The organism is uncultured Aquimarina sp. (assembly GCF_947496855.1).
In the GTDB taxonomy this organism is placed as follows: domain Bacteria; phylum Bacteroidota; class Bacteroidia; order Flavobacteriales; family Flavobacteriaceae; genus Aquimarina.
Map to the genome: position 1 here is coordinate 488,265 of NZ_CANMED010000005.1, position 20,759 is coordinate 509,023.

Annotated in this window: 18 protein-coding genes; 3 read left to right on the plus strand and 15 right to left on the minus strand. The window is 33.2% G+C overall.

Annotation, left to right across the window (positions count from 1 at the left end; translation table 11 throughout):
• Nucleotides 1-84: 84 nt before the first annotated feature.
• Nucleotides 85-2,289: a radical SAM protein gene (locus Q0921_RS17005; protein WP_299258970.1), complete on the plus strand. Its 2,205-nt coding sequence runs from the start codon at nt 85-87 to the stop codon at nt 2,287-2,289.
• On the opposite strand, the gene dprA is transcribed toward Q0921_RS17005, so the two are convergent.
• A complete protein-coding gene (gene dprA, locus Q0921_RS17010) occupies nt 2,290-3,393 on the minus strand; it encodes a DNA-processing protein DprA (protein ID WP_299258972.1) in 1,104 nt (367 codons plus the stop codon).
• Nucleotides 3,394-3,603: 210 nt separating this feature from the next.
• Between dprA and Q0921_RS17015 the strand changes: the two genes are divergently transcribed.
• Both Q0921_RS17015 and Q0921_RS17020 read left to right on the plus strand, forming a co-directional pair.
• Nucleotides 3,604-4,638, plus strand: a complete 1,035-nt coding sequence (locus Q0921_RS17015) for an SPOR domain-containing protein (RefSeq protein ID WP_299258974.1) — start codon at nt 3,604-3,606, stop codon at nt 4,636-4,638.
• A gap of 212 nt (nt 4,639-4,850) precedes the next feature.
• Nucleotides 4,851-5,360: an acyl-CoA thioesterase gene (locus tag Q0921_RS17020; RefSeq protein WP_299258976.1), complete on the plus strand. Its 510-nt coding sequence runs from the start codon at nt 4,851-4,853 to the stop codon at nt 5,358-5,360.
• 500 nt (nt 5,361-5,860) lie between these two features.
• Here the strand turns inward: Q0921_RS17020 and Q0921_RS25080 are convergent, their stop codons facing one another.
• From Q0921_RS25080 to atpA, 14 genes are all read right to left on the minus strand, one after another.
• Nucleotides 5,861-5,977, minus strand: coding sequence for a hypothetical protein (locus tag Q0921_RS25080; protein WP_366520005.1), 117 nt, complete (start codon nt 5,975-5,977; stop codon nt 5,861-5,863).
• A gap of 540 nt (nt 5,978-6,517) precedes the next feature.
• Complete coding sequence (locus Q0921_RS17025; protein ID WP_299258978.1) at nt 6,518-7,291, minus strand: sulfite exporter TauE/SafE family protein; 774 nt, start codon at nt 7,289-7,291, stop codon at nt 6,518-6,520.
• 7 nt (nt 7,292-7,298) lie between these two features.
• Nucleotides 7,299-8,531, minus strand: coding sequence for a peptidoglycan DD-metalloendopeptidase family protein (locus tag Q0921_RS17030; RefSeq protein WP_299258980.1), 1,233 nt, complete (start codon nt 8,529-8,531; stop codon nt 7,299-7,301).
• Complete coding sequence (locus tag Q0921_RS17035) at nt 8,528-9,301, minus strand: DUF4292 domain-containing protein (RefSeq protein ID WP_299258982.1); 774 nt, start codon at nt 9,299-9,301, stop codon at nt 8,528-8,530. The genes Q0921_RS17030 and Q0921_RS17035 overlap by 4 nt, the downstream gene beginning before the upstream one ends.
• Nucleotides 9,302-9,307: 6 nt before the next feature.
• Nucleotides 9,308-10,684 carry a lipopolysaccharide assembly protein LapB gene (locus Q0921_RS17040; protein WP_299258984.1) on the minus strand — a complete coding sequence of 459 codons (1,377 nt, stop codon included), beginning with the start codon at nt 10,682-10,684 and terminating at the stop codon, nt 9,308-9,310.
• Nucleotides 10,685-10,715: 31 nt separating this feature from the next.
• A complete protein-coding gene (locus tag Q0921_RS17045) occupies nt 10,716-11,732 on the minus strand; it encodes a sugar phosphate nucleotidyltransferase (RefSeq protein ID WP_299258986.1) in 1,017 nt (338 codons plus the stop codon).
• A 31-nt stretch (nt 11,733-11,763) separates the two neighbouring features.
• The gene (dut, locus tag Q0921_RS17050; protein ID WP_299258988.1) at nt 11,764-12,198 is read right to left on the minus strand and encodes a dUTP diphosphatase; all 435 of its coding nucleotides are present in this window, start codon (nt 12,196-12,198) and stop codon (nt 11,764-11,766) included.
• Between the two features lie 55 nt (nt 12,199-12,253).
• Nucleotides 12,254-13,705, minus strand: coding sequence for an oligosaccharide flippase family protein (locus Q0921_RS17055; protein ID WP_299258990.1), 1,452 nt, complete (start codon nt 13,703-13,705; stop codon nt 12,254-12,256).
• A 34-nt stretch (nt 13,706-13,739) separates the two neighbouring features.
• Nucleotides 13,740-14,252, minus strand: coding sequence for a hypothetical protein (locus tag Q0921_RS17060; protein WP_299258992.1), 513 nt, complete (start codon nt 14,250-14,252; stop codon nt 13,740-13,742).
• Nucleotides 14,237-14,890, minus strand: coding sequence for a hypothetical protein (locus Q0921_RS17065; protein WP_299258994.1), 654 nt, complete (start codon nt 14,888-14,890; stop codon nt 14,237-14,239). The genes Q0921_RS17060 and Q0921_RS17065 overlap by 16 nt, the downstream gene beginning before the upstream one ends.
• A 103-nt stretch (nt 14,891-14,993) precedes the next feature.
• The gene (locus Q0921_RS17070) at nt 14,994-16,928 is read right to left on the minus strand and encodes a hypothetical protein (RefSeq protein ID WP_299258996.1); all 1,935 of its coding nucleotides are present in this window, start codon (nt 16,926-16,928) and stop codon (nt 14,994-14,996) included.
• A gap of 318 nt (nt 16,929-17,246) precedes the next feature.
• The gene (locus tag Q0921_RS17075; RefSeq protein ID WP_299258999.1) at nt 17,247-17,711 is read right to left on the minus strand and encodes a hypothetical protein; all 465 of its coding nucleotides are present in this window, start codon (nt 17,709-17,711) and stop codon (nt 17,247-17,249) included.
• Nucleotides 17,712-18,179: 468 nt separating this feature from the next.
• Entirely contained in the window at nt 18,180-19,043 is an 864-nt protein-coding gene (gene atpG, locus Q0921_RS17080; RefSeq protein ID WP_299259001.1) for an ATP synthase F1 subunit gamma, read from the minus strand.
• A 127-nt stretch (nt 19,044-19,170) separates the two neighbouring features.
• On the minus strand, nt 19,171-20,748 hold the full coding sequence (gene atpA, locus Q0921_RS17085; RefSeq protein ID WP_299259141.1) for a F0F1 ATP synthase subunit alpha: 1,578 nt from the start codon (nt 20,746-20,748) through the stop codon (nt 19,171-19,173).
• Nucleotides 20,749-20,759 lie beyond the last annotated feature (11 nt).

Genomic DNA, 20,759 nt, shown 5'->3' on the forward strand with positions numbered 1-20,759 from the left:
TTCATGGAGGTCAAAACAACTTTATTATTGATACAACACTGGTCTAGTTGTACTTTGAATTATTCAGAATAAAATAGTAGTATCGTGAAAGATGTTCTTCTTATAACACCGCCATTTACGCAATTAAACACACCATATCCCGCAACGGCATATCTAAAAGGATTTCTGAACACTAAAAATTACAGTTCTTTCCAAATGGATTTAGGTATTGAGGTTATTCTCAAACTTTTTTCTAAAAAAGGACTTGCTGCCCTTTTTGAATTTGCTTTTCAACAAAAAAATATCACAACCACCAATTCTCAAAGAATTTATGCTTTACAAGAAGAATATCTTAAAACGATAGATCCCGTTATCGATTTTCTGCAAGGAAAAAGTCAAACCTTTGCCAGACAGATTTGTAGCGAGCAATTTCTACCCAAAGCCTCTCGTTTTGAACAATTGGATGATATGGAGTGGGCTTTTGGCTCGATGGGATTACAGGACAAAGCAAAACATCTGGCCACACTATACTTAGAGGATATCTCTGATTTTATTATGGAGTGCGTGGATGAAAACTTTGGTTTTAGTCGATACGCAGAACGTTTGGGCAAGAGTGCAAATTCCTTTGATGAGTTGTATGAATCTCTACATACCAAAACTACCTATATAGATAACGTTACCCTAACGATTCTGGATGAGAGGTTGCAAACAGAACAACCAAAATTAGTCTGCATTTCGGTCCCATTTCCTGGTAATTTATATAGCGCTTTTAGATGTGCTCAATGGATTAAAAAGAAACATCCTACTATTAAAGTTTCTATGGGAGGAGGATTTCCTAATACAGAGTTGCGATCGGTTACCGATGTTCGTGTGTTTAATTTCTTTGACTACATAACATTGGATGATGGAGAATTACCTGTAGAGTTATTACTTTCTAATACGATACATCCGAATACTTCGAACCCGAATTATAAGTTCTTTAAAAGAACATTTTTAAAAGAAAACAACGCCGTAAATTATAATAATTCTTCACCAAAAAAAGATTACAAACAAAGTGAAGTAGGCACTCCTGATTATAGCGATTTATTACTAGATCAATATATTTCTGTCATTGAGATTGCCAATCCTATGCATAGTTTGTGGAGTGATGGTAGATGGAATAAATTGACAATGGCTCATGGTTGTTATTGGGGTAAATGCACATTCTGCGATATTTCTCTGGATTATATTAAAATTTATGAACCTGTAGCGGCTAAACTTTTGGTTGATAGAGTGGAGCAAATGATCCAACAAACAACAGAAAACGGATTTCATTTTGTAGACGAAGCCGCTCCTCCTGCATTGATGAGAGCTTTTGCCATCGAAATTATAAAAAGAAAAATATCTATCAGTTGGTGGACAAATATTAGGTTTGAGAAAAGTTTTACAAAAGATCTCTGTATCCTCTTGAAAGCTTCTGGATGTATTGCCGTTTCGGGCGGATTAGAAGTTGCTTCAGATCGATTATTGACTTTGATCGATAAAGGTGTCACTGTTGCGCAGGTTGCACAAGTAACCAGAAACTTTACAGAAGCTGGAATTATGGTGCATTCTTATTTGATGTATGGATATCCTACCCAAACAGAACAGGAAACTATAGATAGTCTAGAGATGGTAAGACAGCTTTTTGAACTCGGTGTTATACAATCTGGTTTTTGGCATCAATTTGCCCTTACTACGCATAGTCCTATAGGTCTCAACCCATCTGATTATGGAATTATCCCAGACTATAGAGACATTTCTTTTGCCAATAATGATATTGATTTTAAGGATACTACCGGAATTAATCACGATCAGTTTAGTTTTGGATTAAAGAAATCTCTTTTTAATTTTATGCACGGAATTGGGTTTGAGCTTCCTTTGCACAACTGGTTTGATTTTAAGATACCTAAAACAACTATCAAAAAAGACTTTATAATCGATCTGCTAAATACTGAAGAGGTTATGTTACCTAAACCTACTTCTAAAATTGTTTGGTTAGGAGGAAAACCGATAATATCTCATACTACAAAATCAAAAAAAGGAATGACTAGTATTATCTCGAACCTTACCTTTCATACCCAAGAAGAAAGCATTACCATAAAAACTGTGAAAGAAGATGGAGAATGGTTACAGAAGATTCTTGAAAAATTATCAATTAATGAAAACAGCTCAGTTCTAACATTTGCTCAATTAAAATCGGATTACGAAAATCATTTAGATACTTTTGAACTATTCTGGTATTCAAAACCAATGGATACCTTAAAAAATCATGGATTATTAATTTTATAATCAAATCGCTTCAAACAATTTGCCGGGCAAAGGTCTGATAACACCTTTTAGTTCCATATTCAAAAGAATTGATGCTACTTTAAAAGTGGGTATTTCGCATTGCAATGCAATAACATCTAGCAATTCTTTTCCGTTTTTATTGAGAAAATTATAGATTTTCTTTTCATCACCTTCTAACTCTACAAAAAGCTGTTTTTGAACAATGGGTTGTTCTTTTTGTTCCAATTCCCAGTTAAGTATGTAAATAAGATCTGCTGCACTGGTTAGCATATGCGCTCTTTGTGTTTTAATAAGTGTATTACAACCTGAACTAAGTGCATCCCCCGATCTACCCGGTACAGCAAAAACTTCTCGATTATAAGAATTGGCTATTTCGGCAGTGACTAGAGAGCCACCTTTATCAGCACTTTCGATGACAATGGTAGCTTCACTTAGTCCTGCAATAATGCGATTGCGACCCAAAAAATTATTCCTATCAAAAGTATCTGTACTCCAGAAATCAGTAAAAAACCCTCCGTTTTCTTCAATCTGTGGCATATACTTTTTATGTGTCTTGGGATACACCTGATTTAATCCATGAGCAAGACAACCAACAGTTTGCAAGTTATTCTTTACTGCTGCTCTTTGGGCTGTGATATCAATACCATACGCAAAACCAGATATAATAACCGGATTTAAAGGAACGAGCGTTTCAATTAGTTCCTCACAGAATTTTACACCATAACTAGTTACTTTTCTCGTACCTACAATACTTAACATTCTTTTCTTCTTCAAATCGATGTTTCCTCTACTAAATAGCACAACAGGACCATCAATACAATACTTCAATTTTTCTGGATAGTTTATATCATCATAGGCCGTATAACTGATATTGTTATCCACTACAAACTGTAACTCATTTTCTGCTGCACGGCGATGCTTTTTATTCTGAATTTCCTTAATCTTTACAGTTCCAATTCCATCAATCTTTAACAAATTAGATGGTTTTTCTTTTAAAACCGCTTCAGCAGAACCTACTTCTCTAATTAGTTTTTTGATAGAACTATCGCCTAGATTCGGTGCTTTTTTTAAGGTAAGTAATGCAATTAATTTTTCTGTGTTCATCTAATCTGTTATAAGTCAGCACAAGAAACGAAAAAAATCAAAACTGTTAATAAAATCAAGGGGTATAGTTATTATTAGAACCAAATTTTTTTACCTTTGAGTAACCAATAACCAACCTAATTTTTCGGTTTACAACTAATAGGGCTTATTAAATATTCTAAAATTAGTTTACACTGATAATATTAGATAGCATTTTTAAGAAAGGGGACGATGAATAATACGGCAAAATACATCAGTGAATTATTATATAGATATGAGTGTGTAATCTTACCAGGTTTTGGTGCTTTTCTAACAAAGCGTCAACCTGCAATGATTCAAGAATCAACGCACGCATTTTTTCCTCCTCAGAAATTAATCTCCTTTAATAGCCAACTACAAAATAATGACGGATTATTGGCAAATTATATGGCTTCTGCAGAAAATATATCTTACACAGATGCAGTTGCTAAGATTCAACGTTATGTACTATCACTAAATAATAAAATGGCACTTGGTCAACGAGTGGAATTAGATGGTATAGGTTCTTTTTTTACGTCTGTTGAAGATACACTACAGTTTGAACCTTCTCAGGATACAAATTACCTTACCGAAGCTTTTGGTCTCAATTCTTTTATATCCCCATCAATTGTTAGAGAAGAAGAAAAAGCTACACCGAAAGTAGTAATGGCACAAGTAACTCGTGAAGCTTACAAAGAAAAAGTCCAGGCTATTGAAGAAACCACTCCTATTGCTTTTACACCAGAAAGAAGACATAATGAGCGTCCGTATCTTAAGTATGCAGCAGCAGCAGCTATTCTTGTTGGGGTTGTTGGATTTATTGGATTGGATCAATTTAACAAACAAGTTGATTTAGAAAATGATCGTATCTCTGTAAATGCAGAAAAGGAGATTGAAAATAGAATTCAGGAAGCTACTTTTGAGATTGCTAGTCCATTACCTGCTATCAATCTTACTATTATCAAAGCTAAAGAAACTAGTTCTGAGAAATCTACTACTACAACTGTCAGTACCTCCGGAAAATACCACATAGTTGCAGGTGCATATAGAATTAAAGCTAATGCCAACAAAAAGGTAGTTAAACTTAAGAACAAAGGGTTTGATGCTCGCTTGATTGGAGTAAACAAATACGGCCTACATCAGGTAGTTTATAATAGTTATGAAAATAGACTAGAAGCTCTAAAATCTTTACAAAACATCAAAAAACAACAAGATCGACGAGCTTGGCTATTAGTTGAAGAACTATAATTATTATTTCTTTTAAAAAAATTCTTACTTAATCCTTCTTTAGTATCACGTTTCAGTACTAATTTTTAGTTCTTACATAGATTCTTTTTTGTTTTTTACAAAAACGTTGAAAATACATTAATTCATCAAAAATGACTGGATATCAGTTTTCTGTCCTTGCATAGTCATTAGTTTATCGTACCTGATTATCTTTGCCAAAAATTACCAAATCCATGGAATCCAGATATCCTTCAGAATCGAGAACTATATTAACTGACCTTGTTTTACCAGGAGAAACAAATCCACTTAATAATCTTTTTGGTGGAGAACTATTGGCACGTATGGATCGTGCAGCAGGAATTGCGGCAGGTAGACATTCTAGAAGAATTGTAGTAACCGCTTCAGTAAATCACGTGGCGTTTAGCAAAGCAATTCCTTTAGGAAGTGTTGTAACTGTAGAAGCAAAGGTTTCTCGTGCATTTAAATCATCTATGGAGGTTGTTATTGATGTTTGGATAGAAGACCGACAAACTGGTGATAAAACCAAAGCAAACGAAGCCATATATACCTTTGTAGCGGTTAATGAGAGTGGATCACCTGTTTCTGTTCCGCCCATCAAACCAGAAACTGAATTAGAACAGCAACGATACGATGCTGCGCTGCGTCGCAAACAACTTAGCTTGGTTTTAGCCGGTAAGATGAAACCTAATGATGCTACGGAATTAAAAGCATTATTTGTCTAGTTGAGAAATAAATTCTAATTAATACTTCATAAAAGAAAAAGCTCATAGTAATCCATGTTTTCCTGATTTTAATTGCATAAAAACAAAAGAGATTGTCCAAATTAATTAGACAACCTCTTTTCTTAAAATTGCATTTCAACATATCCTAATTTTCAGGTTTTAGTATGAAAATTTAATATGTTAAGTTTACATTTCAGAACAGTACGATTTCTATTATAAAAACCAAAAACCACCACCATTTCCAGTACACTCTGCGCCATATCCATTGATAGCACATCTTGTACCTCTTGAACGAGTTATACAAGCAGAAGAATACTCTGGTCCTCCGACTCCATCAGTTCCAAAACCACTGCAACCTGCAATAAGAACTAATCCGCTACCCTTAATATCCTTTTGTTGTGTTTTGCTCAGAGTTTTAAATTCTCTTAGTTTTAAGACCGTTGCAAAAAGTTCTTAAAAAAGATTAGTCTATTTGGATTACTGTTTTTTAGCTATCAAAATCAATATATGTTGAATATTGATTTTTTTAAAAGTGAATCATAGGCATTAGCTTTGGTTAAGGCTGTCCTAAACCTACTTATAGTACTATGATCAGGAGCTATTTGATCAATATTCAACCCACAAAATAACTAAAGGAAATACTATCATTGACACGATCCTCTACCTCATAATCATTCAGACCATATCAAGTCTGAAGTAAACACATCTTAAGTAATAACAAATCACTATAACTAGGTTTGCCTGTAGCACTTTTACCTTTAGTATAATGCTGTGAAATAACAGCAGAGATAGGAGTCCAATCTAAAAGAGTATTAATCTGAGTGAAAAAGGTACGTTTGATTTTTCTTGAGCGTAAATCGCAGATGCTATCCGCCGAAGTTTGGTGTGTGATTAATTCCATACACAAAAGATAAAAAAAATAAGAAATTAGAAAACCCCTTGCAACGGTCTTAAAACAAAAATTCAATTCGAGATAAAAAATAAAACCGATGAACATGATCAGATAAGAGGAACACAGGTACCTATATTCATTCCCTATCTAGACGATTAGGATATTTATTCTTCATCAAATAAATGCTTGTAACCAGAAAAAATAGCTTCTCAACTAAGTTTGTCCTGAACGAATAGATGGAATAAAAATAATTAATACACTTACTTTACAAAAACCCTGCTCCCAAAGCAATTGAAATTAAAATCAACATGATTGCTACTACTATTTGAAGAAATTTCAAAGTAACTTTCTTTAGTAATTTATTACCAATAAATGCTCCTGCGATAGCAGATAATGTAGCGCAAATAACTAATGGCAGATTATCTCCAATACCTGATGTAGTAACATTTGTTGCATATACACTAAGTCTTGTAAAGTCTACAAAGGTAGAAACTACCACGGCTGTTCCGATAAAAGCTTCTTTAGATAATCCTGCTTTGATAAGAAAAGCAGTTCGCAACGCCCCCTGATTTCCTGAAAGCCCACCAAAAAAACCGCTTAAAGCACCTCCTATTGGGAGTTTTTCTTTGCCAAATTTCAATTTTATGAAATATGGAATCAAATCCATACAGGCAAAAATTATCAGTAAAATCGAAATAATAAATTTCACCGGAAATACTTCAAATCTTTTTTCAAACAAACTATAGGTGAAGAGCGGCTTTATATCAGGAATGTTTATCAATACCCAAGCTCCGGCAAAAGCAGCAATAACAGCTGGGATACCGAATCTCCATAAAACTGTTTTGTCTGCATTCTTTCCAACTAAAAACAGTTTAAAAACATTATTAAAAAAGTGAACTACACCAGTTAATGCAATGGCAATTTCTACAGGAAAGAAAATCATCAAAACGGGTGTTAAAATGGTTCCCAAACCAAATCCCGAAAAAAAAGTAAGTATGGAAACTAAGAACGCTACTAGCGAAATAATAACTATTTCCATTGTTTTATCACATTTTAAAAATCCAAGATTGTGGATTTAACTTCTTTGTATCCTTAAAAATCAAAAATTTCATAATAGCTCGGCCAGTAGCAGGATTTACCCTTACCTCTCCAATACTTTGTTTGGTCAATACTTTCTGACCCTCTTTTACCGAAATATTTTCTAAATTATAATACACTGTAATATAATTACCATGTCTTACGTGAACCAGTCTTCCTGCGCCTTTCAATTTCTGAATAGCCATTACTTCTCCTTCAAAGATTGCTCTTGCTTTTTCTCCTGGTCTGGTTTCTAGCTCTACTCCACTACTATTAATCTGAATATTAGGTAATGTAGGATGCGGTTGACGTCCGTATTTTCTTGTTAATTTACCCGTTCCAACAGGCCAAGGAAACTTTCCTTTGTTTGATGTGAAATTATCTGCGAGCTTTTTATCCTCCGGGGTTAATGCAAAAGTCGTTGCGGATCCTTTTTTAGATGCTTTTTTTCCTGCTTTTTTATTAGCTTTTGCAATGGCTTCACGAATTAATTTATCAATAGCTTTATCGAGAGCACTTGCTTGTTCCTGTTTTTTTCTTATCTCCTTTTTATAGGTGCCTTCTTTTTTACGAATAGACGCCATTAAGTTTTGTTGCTGCTTTTTCTCTTCCTTTAATTGCTCCTGAGCATCTCGGTTCTCTTCTACAAGCAATTGTTTGTTTTTTTTCCTTTCTAGCAAATCTTTATTTAGCTTCTGAAGCTCTTCTGCACGTGTCTGTATTTGATCAGCCTGTTCCTTGCGGTGCTCATTATATTGCTTCATATACTGAAGTCGCTTATAAGCCTGAGTAAAATCTGATGATGACAACAGAAACATAATCTTGCTTTGCTGCGATTTACTCTTATAAGATTTTACAATCATTCTAGCATAATCTTCTTTTAAGACTTTTAACTCTTCACGATACGACCCCATCTTTTTGAGATTGTTATTAATCTCTCTTGTCAATAGATTTGCTTGCTGATTGGTAATCTTTATAAGGTTTTGTCTGGTGCTTATTTGAGAATTTAACGTTTCTACTTCATCAAGTACAGATCGCTGTTTAAGTTTGGTGTCTTCAAGTAATGATCTCATCTGCTCAATCTGTTCCTTAAGTCGACGTCGCTGCTCTTCCAGCTGTTGTTGCTTTGTACTTTGAGAAAATGATGGAATACTAACAACTAATAGCAATCCAAATATGTATATAATTTTTTTCAGCCTCATTCTATAGTTACTTGCTCATATCCTGATGGTATTTTAAACGGAAAACTTACCCTGGCATTGTAATCTACACTACGATAATCTAATATTATAGTAGTTCTAGTTATTCCCTCTGAGGCTATAATACTTATTTCTTTCGGAAAATCTTGATTTCCAACTTTCTGATAACTACTATAATTAATAAGCAAGTTTCTGTTTTCTATAGGTTGTTTTAGCTGTTGAGAGAATATTTTAAAACTATCTGGATTTAATATAAATAGTCGTTCGAATAGTTCAAGTTCCTTTTTAGGACTAAGTCTATATTTTTGGTTTTCTATAGATGATACATGTTTTTCATCCTTAAGGTTAAATAATGCCTGACCCAATAATAACTGCTGTAATTTTTCAAAATCCAAATCGGTTCCTAGCCATTCGCTAAGTACTTTAAAATCACCTTCAAAATAGGTGTTATTAATCTTCTCGTAATAGCTTACCTTTTCTGGTGTAATCAGCACTTTAGCTAGGGTGATCCCCAGTAATTTTGCACTTAGCCATATTTTCTTATCTTTTTCTAAACGTAAGGTCACATTTGGATTAAATGATTGTTTACCATCATCATATCTTACTTTTACCTTAGCATTGAGCGTGGTAAAGTTAAAAGCTTTATTATAGTGATTAGCTACAATCTTTTCTGTCCTTAGCTTTTTAATTGTAGCTCCTGAAATTGCTTTAGTACCTTTACAAGATTGCAGTATAATTAGCGAAAAACATAACAAATAAAATATTCTATTCATTACCTTTTATGATTTTTTTTTAAGTTGAAAAGATCTCTCTTTATATTCTGAAGCTTTTGTTTCATTCCCCATTTTTAGATATGCCTGAGCGATTTGATCATAGAAATCTGATTCCATCTTAAGATCATCAATAATATAATCCATACCAATACTTAAGATATCTATAGCTTCTTCATAATTACTCAGGTTAATCAGAGAAACTCCACTCACCAAATACAAAATTGGTTGAGAAGGATACATTTCTATAGCAAGTTCGCTTCCTACTTTTGCTTTTTCATATCTCTTCAAATCAAGTTGTAATAATAGCATCTTTCTTAGAATCCCAAAGTTATTAGCATTATCCTTAATTCCTCTTTCATAATAATTAAGTGCGATCTCTTTTTTATCTTTTCCATAGAAATAATTCCCTATTTCTGTAAACACTTTATTACTTCCCGAGTCTTCAGAAAACACTTTAGTCACTTCAATAAGTTGTGATTCATAATTAGGATTCTTATCTACAAATGTCAAGAAGTCATTAATTATTTTATATTTGGACTCATCATCAATCTCATCACTTGATAACACTATCCTCATGGATTTAATAGCTTCTTCTGGCATATTATCATCTAAGAAGAACTTATATAATGCCAAATGAGCTAATTTTGATTTTGGTTTTTGTTCAAGAAGAATTTGAGCAGTTCCAAAAGCTTTTTGAACCTGATTATCTTGGCTATATAAGTAAATGAGATTTAGATAGTTTTGTTCTTCTTTAGGATTTTCCGCTATTTTTATTTGCAACTTGGTGATCTGAGAATCAGGATTACTGATTTTTAGTGCTATTTTTTTTCTTAGTTTATCTCTATACGAATCTATACCAAGTTCTTCTATTAATTCATCTACTGCCTTAAGTGCATCATCATATCTTTCTTCTAGAAAATAAAGATTAGCCAATTGTTCTCTATACCTGCCATCAAATGTTACTAGCTTTTCAACCACTTCTACAGACTCTGAATACTTTCTTTCCTTAAAATATACTTCGAACAATAGCTCTAAAACATATCTATTATTTGGTTTTTCCTCTAAAACTTTTTTAAAATTAACAGTAGCCTGATCATACTTTTTTAAATCCAAATAATTTTTCCCTAGCTCATAATATAATGCAATAGGTTTCGGGTTTGTAGAAATACACTTTTCTAAAGCGCTAATCGCCTTGTCGTAATTAGTAATTGCTCGTTGCTTTAATGCTTCAAAAAAACTCTCTCGAAATACATCAGACACATCTCCAAGGTCATCCAAAATCTCTACTTTTTTAAGAGCTTCTGATTCTTGGGAATAGCCAGTATTAATAACTGCTCCCATCAAGACCATACAAATTATAATATGTCGCCAATATTTAGTCATACAAATTTTTCAAAGCAATATAAATCACAAATTATTCCAAAGTAGAATAGTCACCAATACTAATCGTTGTGTACTTTCCGTTGTAATACACATGATTTCCAATCATAGCATTGTCTAAGTTAGCATTTTTTATGACAGTTTGGTTCTGTACTAAACTATTTTTGATATCACTATCTTCTATATTACAGCCATCTCCAATAGATACATTAGGTCCAACTGATCCATTCTTAATAGTCACTCCCTTTCCTATGCGACAAGGAGGAATAACAGTTGCGTTTTCTAGTAAAATATCGTCACTGATTAATTTTTCTCCATCTTTTTCTAAAAAACCTAGCATTCTAGTATTGGTTTCTACCGTCACATTTTTGTTTCCACAGTCCATCCATTCTTCCACCTGACCAGTAACGAATATTTTGCCATCCGCCATCATTCTTTTAATACCGTCATTAATCTGATATTCTCCTCCATTGATAATATTATTATCTAACACATGTTGCAATTCGTTTTTTAGTATTGCAATATCTTTAAAATAATAGATTCCTATCACAGCGAGATCAGAAACAAACTCCTTTGGTTTTTCTACCAATTCTACAATTTCCTTCCTATCATTCAGTTTTACAACTCCATAAGCTTCTGGTTGTTCTACTTGTTTTACCCAAATAACAGCATCAGCATCTTTATCTAAATTAAAATCAGCTCTAATCAATGTATCTGCATAAGCTACAACTGCTGGTCCAGATAATGAATCTTTTGCACACATGATAGCATGACCTGTTCCTAAAGGTTGATCTTGTCTATATATAGAAGCTTTGGCGCCAAGTTCTTCTGCAAGTGCTATTAAACTTTTTACGACATCATCTCCAAAAAACGCAGGATCTCCTAATATAAAAGCAATTTCATCTACTGGTTCTCCTAAAACTTTTGCTATATCCGAAACTAACCTATGAACAATAGGTTTTCCAGCTACAGGGATTAAAGGCTTAGGAACCGTAAGTGTATGAGGTCTTAATCGAGAGCCTCTTCCTGCCATTGGTACAATGATTTTCATTCTTTATATTGGTTTTTTGATTGGTTGATTATTATTTTACTCCAGTACTTCCGAAGCCACCTGCTCCTCTTGAGGTTTCCGAAAGTTCTACTACTTCGTTCCATTCTGCTCTTTCATGCTTAGCAATTACTAACTGCGCTACTCTTTCTCCATTTTCTATCACAAAATCTTCGTTAGATAAATTCACTAAAATCACTCCTATTTCGCCTCTATAATCTGCATCAATGGTTCCTGGTGCATTTAATACTGTAACTCCCTTCTTTGCAGCCAATCCACTTCTAGGGCGAACTTGTGCTTCAAGACCTACGGGTAATTCAATGAACAACCCCGTTTTAACAATTGTTCTCTCTAAAGGTTTTAGTGTTATTGACTCACTTATGTTTGCTCTCAGATCCATTCCGGCAGAAGCTATGGTTTCATAATGTGGTAATACGTGCGATGACTTATTGATAATATTTATCTGCATATTTTTTTATATAAATCACTATCTTCTCTAGACTCCGCTCTAGAAGATAGAAAAATTATCTTTTTAATAATTGTTTCAATTCCTTTTTTTCCGAAGCACACAAAATTACTAAAAACACTAATAATAAAGGGATAGAAATCATATAATTACTATCAAATATGTAAAACGAAATGATTGAAAAACCTATTGATAATGTTAAATACATCCCTATCTTTTTTAAATCATATGGGATTGGGTAATATTTTTTTCCAAAATACCACGACAGCAACATCATCGTTCCATAAGCCGCTAAAGTGGCTATTGCAGAACCTACATAAGTATATTCTGGAATTAATAAGAAGTTAAGAAGTAAGGTTATAACGGCTCCAAAAACAGATATATAAGCTCCAAATCTAGTTCTATCTGTTACTTTATACCATACAGATAAATTGTGGTAAATTCCTAAACAGAAGTTAGCTAATAAAATAAAAGGAACAATTTTTACCGCTTCCCAATAAGATGCATCTCTTAGAAAAGCAATTTTTAGAACATGAACAAACACAATAACAAACAAAAAGATAAAAGATCCTAAAATCACAAAATACTTGGTAATTCTAGCATAGGTTTCTGGTGCGTTTTTATTCCCTGCGTAATTAAAGAAAAATGGCTCTATACCTAACCTAAAAGCTGTGGCAAATAATGTCATGAACAATGCTAACTTATAACAAGCCGAATAGACCCCAACCATATGTTCAGCGACATTTTCTGGCAGTAACTTATCTAATAAAATTCTATCAAATGTTTCATTGATAGAATACGCTATTCCCGCAATCAGAATTGGTAGAGCGTATTTCATCATCTTTTTCCATAATACTCGATCAAAACGATACTTAATCTTTGTGTAAAACGGTAGCAACAGCATTAGCACAAATCCACTGGCGATCAGATTAGAAATAAAAATATAACTGATTTCATAATCATCTCTACAAATCGTTTCTAATGCTAAAAAATGAAAAGAAAGTTCCTTTAAATAAAGTAGAAAAAAGACATTGAGACCAAAATTTATGGCAACATTACTAATTTTAATCACAGAATATCGAATCGGGCGTTCTGTTGCTCTTAACCACGAAAACGGAATAATAACCAAAGCATCTAAGAGCAATATCCATATTACTAAGTTTATATATTCTAACTTAATATCCGTCCATACCGATATTTGTTCCTTTAAAAATAAAGCAACTGCCAAGAATACAAGAGAAGAAATTGTTATTGAAATTGCAGATGTACTCACCACTTTTTCCTTATCTGACTCTTTGTTAAAGAACCTGAAAAAAGCGGTTTCCATTCCATACGCTAAGATTACATTAAAAAGCACAAAATATGAGAAAATAATAGAAACTTTACCATACTCCTCTGTTGGCAATTGATCAGTATACAAGGGTACTAAAAGAAATGACAACATGCGCGGTAACACTGTTGCCATTCCGTATATAAATGTTTGCTTAAAAAGTTTTTGAAAAATTCCCAACTGCTATTTAATTGTGGCTTTAAAAATACAATTTTTATTGCCTTGGCTGCATTGGATATGCTTTCAATTCTTTCTCAGGTAAGTTATTCAGTTTAAAATACCCCTCTTTTCCATCTTTAGCATATGATATTATGCATTCCCCTTCCTTTAGTTCGAACGGTATTTTTTCTTCAATTTCCTGAGCTTTGTTGCCATATTCTTTCTTTGGGTCTTCACTCATAACAATATCCTCTCTAACCGTTCTCGGATCCGTGTAACGTCCCACATAGACAGCTTCATTCGACTTACGCTTCAGTTTTACATTTTTTCCCTTGAAATATGCATTCTCTAGCTGTATATCAGAATCTGGGTCAACAGGTATGTAAAGTATAAACCCAGCTCCTCCTCCTTTTACTCCGGAAACCCAGTTCTGGAAATAAGGATCTTTCAATTGTATTGGTACTATTTTATCGATCTTCTGACTGGTTGCACATTGCGTAAAAGCGACCAAAATACCTAGTAAACCGATTTTGGTAATAAGCGTTTTAAAATTTATTCGTTTTCCCATTTTTTCTTTAGACGTTTACGATGTTTTTCTTTCATTTTTTTAATATCCTTGGTATTAAAGACAAAGTTCATACCAAAATTAAATGCTACTCCAGAGAACAACTTGGTATCTTCTCCATTGGTAATATTTAATCCATACATATAGGGAAGTCCAAATTCTAATTCCAAGCACTTAGCAAATTTATAATTAATTCCAGCTCCGGCTGTTAATAGTAACAAACCTCCACTATTATCTTCAATGGCAATATCCGCTGGATCATTTGCCTTGTATCGAATAGCGCCAATTCCGATTCCGGATTCTAAATAGAAACTAAATTTACCACTATTAATTGCATGTTTCCTAAAAGAAGGAATAAAACCGTATGCCTGAACTTCAGCATCTATCCCATTTTCCTGTTCAATATTCTGAGGAAATAACACAAAAGCTGATGTATTGATAGCAAAATGCTCCGACACATAATAGGATAAACTTGGTTTAGCTGCGATTCCACTATAACCATTCCCAAAATCCATAAGTGGAACGCCAGCGATTCCCATTTTTATATCACCTGCTTCGTAAAGGGTTTCTGATTCCTGAGCATTGATTGTAGATACTAAAGATGCGATAACTAGTACCGCAAAGAGTCTAATTTTCTTCATTTTTCTTTTTTTCCCTTAAAGATAAAAAACGAATAGCCCCTTTATCATAAAAAAAACAAAAACCTCATACACATTAATGTGTATGAGGTTATATTATAAAATCTTATTGAAGATCTAAAATCAATGTGCCAGAACCAGTATAATTACTGTAGCCTGCAACTTCAACATAATAGTTTCCAGGAGATAATGTCCCTCTAATGTCATTATAATCACTTCCATTTAGATAACTACCACTACTATCATATAAATAAATGTAATCATCATAACTTTCGTTTATAATTTCGAAATCATAGGAAGCCTGAGAATCAACACTAAATTCATATCTTATTTTTCTGTCAATTTCACCTGTCGTACTAAAATTAAATGATTGATTATAAGGTATTGAAAGAGTACCAAGATTAATATCGGACTCATTTGGAGTGCTAAGAACTATGTTTAAAGTTCCGGATATATCATTATAGTCTTGGTTGACAATTTCTAAATAATAACTTCCTGTATTCAAATTCTCTCCATAAATATCTCGATAACCTCCATTTACATAGTTATTATTACTATCAAATAAATTTACATAAACCCCTGTTTGAGTAGTAAAAGAGTAGCCAGTGGCCTCATTAATCTCAAATAAATACCTAAGCTTCCCGTCAGGCTCTGTTGTTGATACATTAAACTCTACTGAGTTAGAATAGGGAATTGATAATACTCCAAGATCTTCGTTAGTAGCATCTGAATCTTTAAGGGCAAGTATAAAAGAACCAGAATCAATATCATTATAATATTGATACACATCTAAATAATACGTTCCTGCCTGAATCGTCTCCGTAAATGCTCTTCTATATCCAGATGCTATAAAGTTTCCATTCACATCCCGAAGCTCAAAATTGATGTTATTTTGAGAGAAGACCGAAACACCAGTCTCTTCATTAATCTGAAAGGTATAACCAATTTTATTATCCGGTTCATTATTTTGTATAGAGAAATTCAAAACTTCTTCATATGGTATTGTCAATGCTCCTAAGTCAACATCCGATTCTTTAGGGTCTTTTAAAATAAAAGTAAGTGTCCCTGATAAATTTGAATTGTTATAATACTCTGCTATTTCTAAATAATAGATCCCAGGATTTAATGATTCTCCTGATATTCTTTGCGAGTTCCCTGTTACATAGTTCCCTTGTTCGTCTAATAATGTTAATTGCAAATATTCATTAGAGTGAATAACATATCCAGTACTTTCCTCAACCTGAAAAGTATATCCAATTCTACGATCCACCTCTTCTTGATTAATCACATATTCAGTAGAACTATTATATGGAGGTGTTAATATCCCTAAATCAACATCTGTCGCTCTAAAGTCAAAACTTTTGCTAATCTCTGTTACTCCTCCATCTCTATCATTTGCTACAACCTTAATGATAATTTCATCATCCACATATTGCGAATAATTAGCATTGTAAGATATGCTACCTAAACCATCATAATCATCTGATCCAATAATGTAGTTTTCCTTTAGTATCAAATCATTTAGATACACATCATAAGATAAAATGTCTCCATCTTCATCTGATGCTTGATGCCAAGAAACTTCTAACCAATTATAATATGAAAAATCAAAATTAATATCTCCAAATTCAAACGTACTTGGATCTCTATTGACAAAAACATTGCGTTTTACTATAGATTCTTCAGAAACACCACCATTGCTATCGTACGCTTTAATACCAATTGTTAACTCCAGACTAAGACCTTTTTGTAGATCTTTTGATCTTCTGGTTAATAAATTTGTAACATTATATTCAATTGATAATTCAGTTGTCTTATTTGCTACAACCCTACCATTAACAACAACATCATAAGACAGAACGTCATTATTAACGTCTTCTGCTTCTGTCCAACTTATTTTCACCCGGGTCCCTTCAATTACTTCTGTCTCAATGTTCGAAACTTCCAATGGAGGAAGGTTTCCTATAGCATCATCATCACTCCCACATGATGATATCACGATGCTTATGCATATACAAAAAAGACTTACAAATTTTTTCATAAAAAGTATTTTTAAAATTAATGTTTAGTACTTATATATGAGTGCCTAAAACGGGGAAAATGTTACCCTTAAAAACCGCTTTTTATTTATTTTTCTATGAAATCTAGAAATAAAAAAACTCGACAAAATTAATGTCAAGTTTTAATGAAATCTTATTTTTCTTAAGGCTTACTTGAAGATATCAAAAAGTCCTATTTATGAAAAAATGCTTCTTTACTACCAACAATATCCAAGATCTCATCAGCAATAGAAGCTTGTCTAACTTTGTTATATTGTAATTTTAAGGAATCTACTCTTTATATACTTTTCAAAGAAATGTTATTTTATTTTAGAATTTAGATGCGCTATATTTTTTGGTACAAGATCTACTGACGCGGCATTATAGTCATGGTATATTACCTCTCCTGTATATCCATCAATAACTTCAACAAACTTCTCTTTTGCAGCATTAGTAGACATTAAATAATAAAAACTCTCTTTAGCATTTAATATTTTACTCTGCAAACTCTTCCTGTCAATATATTCATATTTCCAAGAATACTCTTGAAAAAGCTTATCTGAATTCTTTTTATCAACTAGCTTTTTTTTCCTTGGATGAAATCTCATTTTTATTTCTTCAGGAACAAACAGCGTTTTTTCTTTTAAATCTGCTAATTTTTCTGAGTTTTCGTGGTTTCCATAAAATCCATGTTTCTCATTTTTTAAAAGTAACCTATTAACTTCTATTAATTGATTTTTAAGATAACCAAGACCATAATTAATGCTTAGATATATCTTAGCCATATTTTTAGTTTTCTTTTTACCATCTTTAATGTGGTATTTTAGGCTGTAGTAGTTCCTAGTAAAAGTACTAAAAGAAAACCAATCATTGGCAGAGCCTGCACTTAAAGTACGACTAAAAGAACGGAATGAAAACACAGTATACTTAGTATTTCTATCATAATCTTTATACTCTTCAGTAGATACAACCTTAAAATCATTAAAAGACCAAACTTCTTGAAGTACTTTCTCTAAAGAATCCTTTTCATAAATATCGAGAACAAAAAGAGTAGTTCTATTTTTAAGATCTTCATACTCTTCTTTTTCAAAATCCTAAGTAGATACTTGAGCAAGTAAAGAACTACTTATTAAGTATATACAAACCAATACTAAACTATTTCTCATAACGCAAATTATTAAAATCTACTTAATATAACATAAAAAGGTCTTGTAATTAATTACAAGACCTTTTTATGTTTCAAATTAATATTATTAATTATTCAATGCTTCTGCGCCACCTACGATCTCCAAGATCTCATTAGTAATAGAAGCTTGTCTTGCTTTGTTATATTGTAATTTAAGAGCGTCTCTTAGCTCTGTTGCATTATCAGTAGCCTTATGCATCGCTGTCATACGAGCTCCGTGCTCTGAAGCAAAAGAATCACGAATTGCTTTATACAATTGTGTTTTGAGTGACTTAGGAATCAATTGCTCCACTATCTCTTCTTTAGATGGCTCAAAAATATAATCTAAATTAGCGTTTGCCTCACCACCTTCAATAGGCTTAATTGGCAGAAATTGCTCCGTAGTTACTATCTGAGTAGCAGCATTTTTAAACTTATTATACACCACTACAATTTTATCATAAGAACCATCCATAAACAACTCCATTAGCTCTTCTGCAATATCAGCAACATTAGCAAATGTAAGATGGTCAAAAACTTCACTTTTATTAGCAACTATAGTATGTGTTTTAGACACGATATCATTTACCTTTTTACCTATGGTAATAAAGTCAACTTGTTTTCCTTCGTACACATTATTATACAACTCTCTCGAAGCTTTTATAATATTTGTATTAAAAGCACCAGCCAAACCACGATTAGAAGCAATTGCCACTACTAATACTTTATTTACCTCACGCTGATCAGCATATGAACTTGCACTATCCCCTTCTAGAGAAGCACTAAGACTCTGTAATAATTCGGTAAGTTTATCTGCGTAAGGACGCATAGCGGTGATTGCCATCTGCGCCTTATTCAACTTTGCAGCCGATACCATTTTCATGGCACTGGTAATTTGCATCGTTGAGGATACAGAGGTAATTCTACTACGTAATTCTTTTAAATTTGCCATTTTTCTTAGTATTGAGTATTGATTAAATCGTACTTAGTACTTTCTAAAACAATACCTTTCTAATAGTATAACTTTAATAAAACACAGAATATCGAGATTTTAAAATCTTGATATTCTGTACCAAATATTATTTATATTTTGCTGAAATCTCTTTACAAGCTGAAAGTAATACATCTGTTACTTCATCTGTTAATTTTCCAGCTTTCAAAGTGTCTAGGGTATCTCTGTGCTTTGCATTAAGATATTCTATAAAGTCACTTTCGAATTCTTTGATCTTATTTACAGGAACATCTCTTAATAAGTTCTTAGATCCTGCATAGATGATTGCAATCTGATCTTCTACTGTATAAGGATCATTTTGAGCTTGTTTCAAGATCTCTACGTTACGCTTACCTTTTTCAATAACGTTTAAGGTAGCTGCATCAAGGTCAGAACCAAACTTAGCAAATGCCTCTAGTTCACGAAACTGTGCTTGATCAAGTTTTAAAGTACCTGCTACTTTCTTCATTGATTTAATCTGTGCAGATCCACCAACACGAGATACAGAAATACCTACGTTAATTGCCGGACGAACACCTGAATTAAATAAATCAGATGTTAAGAATATCTGACCATCAGTAATCGAAATTACATTGGTTGGGATATATGCTGATACATCACCTGCTTGCGTTTCGATAATTGGCAAGGCAGTTAATGATCCACCACCTTTTACTTTATCTTTTAAAGAATCAGGAAGATCATTCATATCTTTTGCAATACTATCATCCGCAATTACTTTTGCAGCACGCTCTAATAATCTAGAGTGAAGATAGAATACATCTCCAGGATATGCCTCACGTCCTGGTGGACGACGTAATAACAATGATACCTCACGGTATGCTACTGCTTGCTTAGATAAATCATCATAAATAATCAAAGCTGGGCGACCTGTATCACGGAAATACTCACCGATCGCAGCACCTGCAAATGGAGCATACACCTGCATTGGAGCAGGATCAGAAGCATTAGCTGCAACAATAGTTGTATATGCCAATGCACCTTTTTCTTCTAATACTTTAGCAATTAATGCAACAGTTGATGCCTTCTGACCAATAGCCACATATATACAATATACCGGCTCACCAGCATCATAAAATTCTTTTTGATTTAAGATTGTATCAATACAAACTGTTGTTTTTCCAGTCTGACGGTCACCGATTACCAACTCTCGTTGTCCTCTACCGATTGGCACCATCGCATCAATTGACTTGATTCCTGTTTGTAATGGCTCAGTTACTGGCTGACGAAAAACTACACCAGGCGCTTTACGCTCCAATGGCATTTCGAAAGTTTCACCTTCTATCGCACCTTTACCGTCTATTGGATTACCTAAGGTATCCACTACACGACCTACGATTCCTTCTCCAACATTGATCGAAGCAATTCTTTGTGTACGTTTTACAGTTACACCTTCTTTTACTTCTGTTGAAGAACCTAAAAGTACTACCCCAACATTATCTTCCTCAAGATTTAGTACAATTCCTTCTAATCCAGATTCGAATTCTACTAATTCTCCATACTGAACGTTAGACAATCCGTATACTCTGGCGATACCATCACCAATCTGTAATACTGTACCTACTTCTTCTAGTGAAGCTGTAGCCTCAAATCCAGATAATTGTTGTTTTAATATTGCTGATACTTCAGCAGGATTCACCTCTGCCATTTTATAATAGT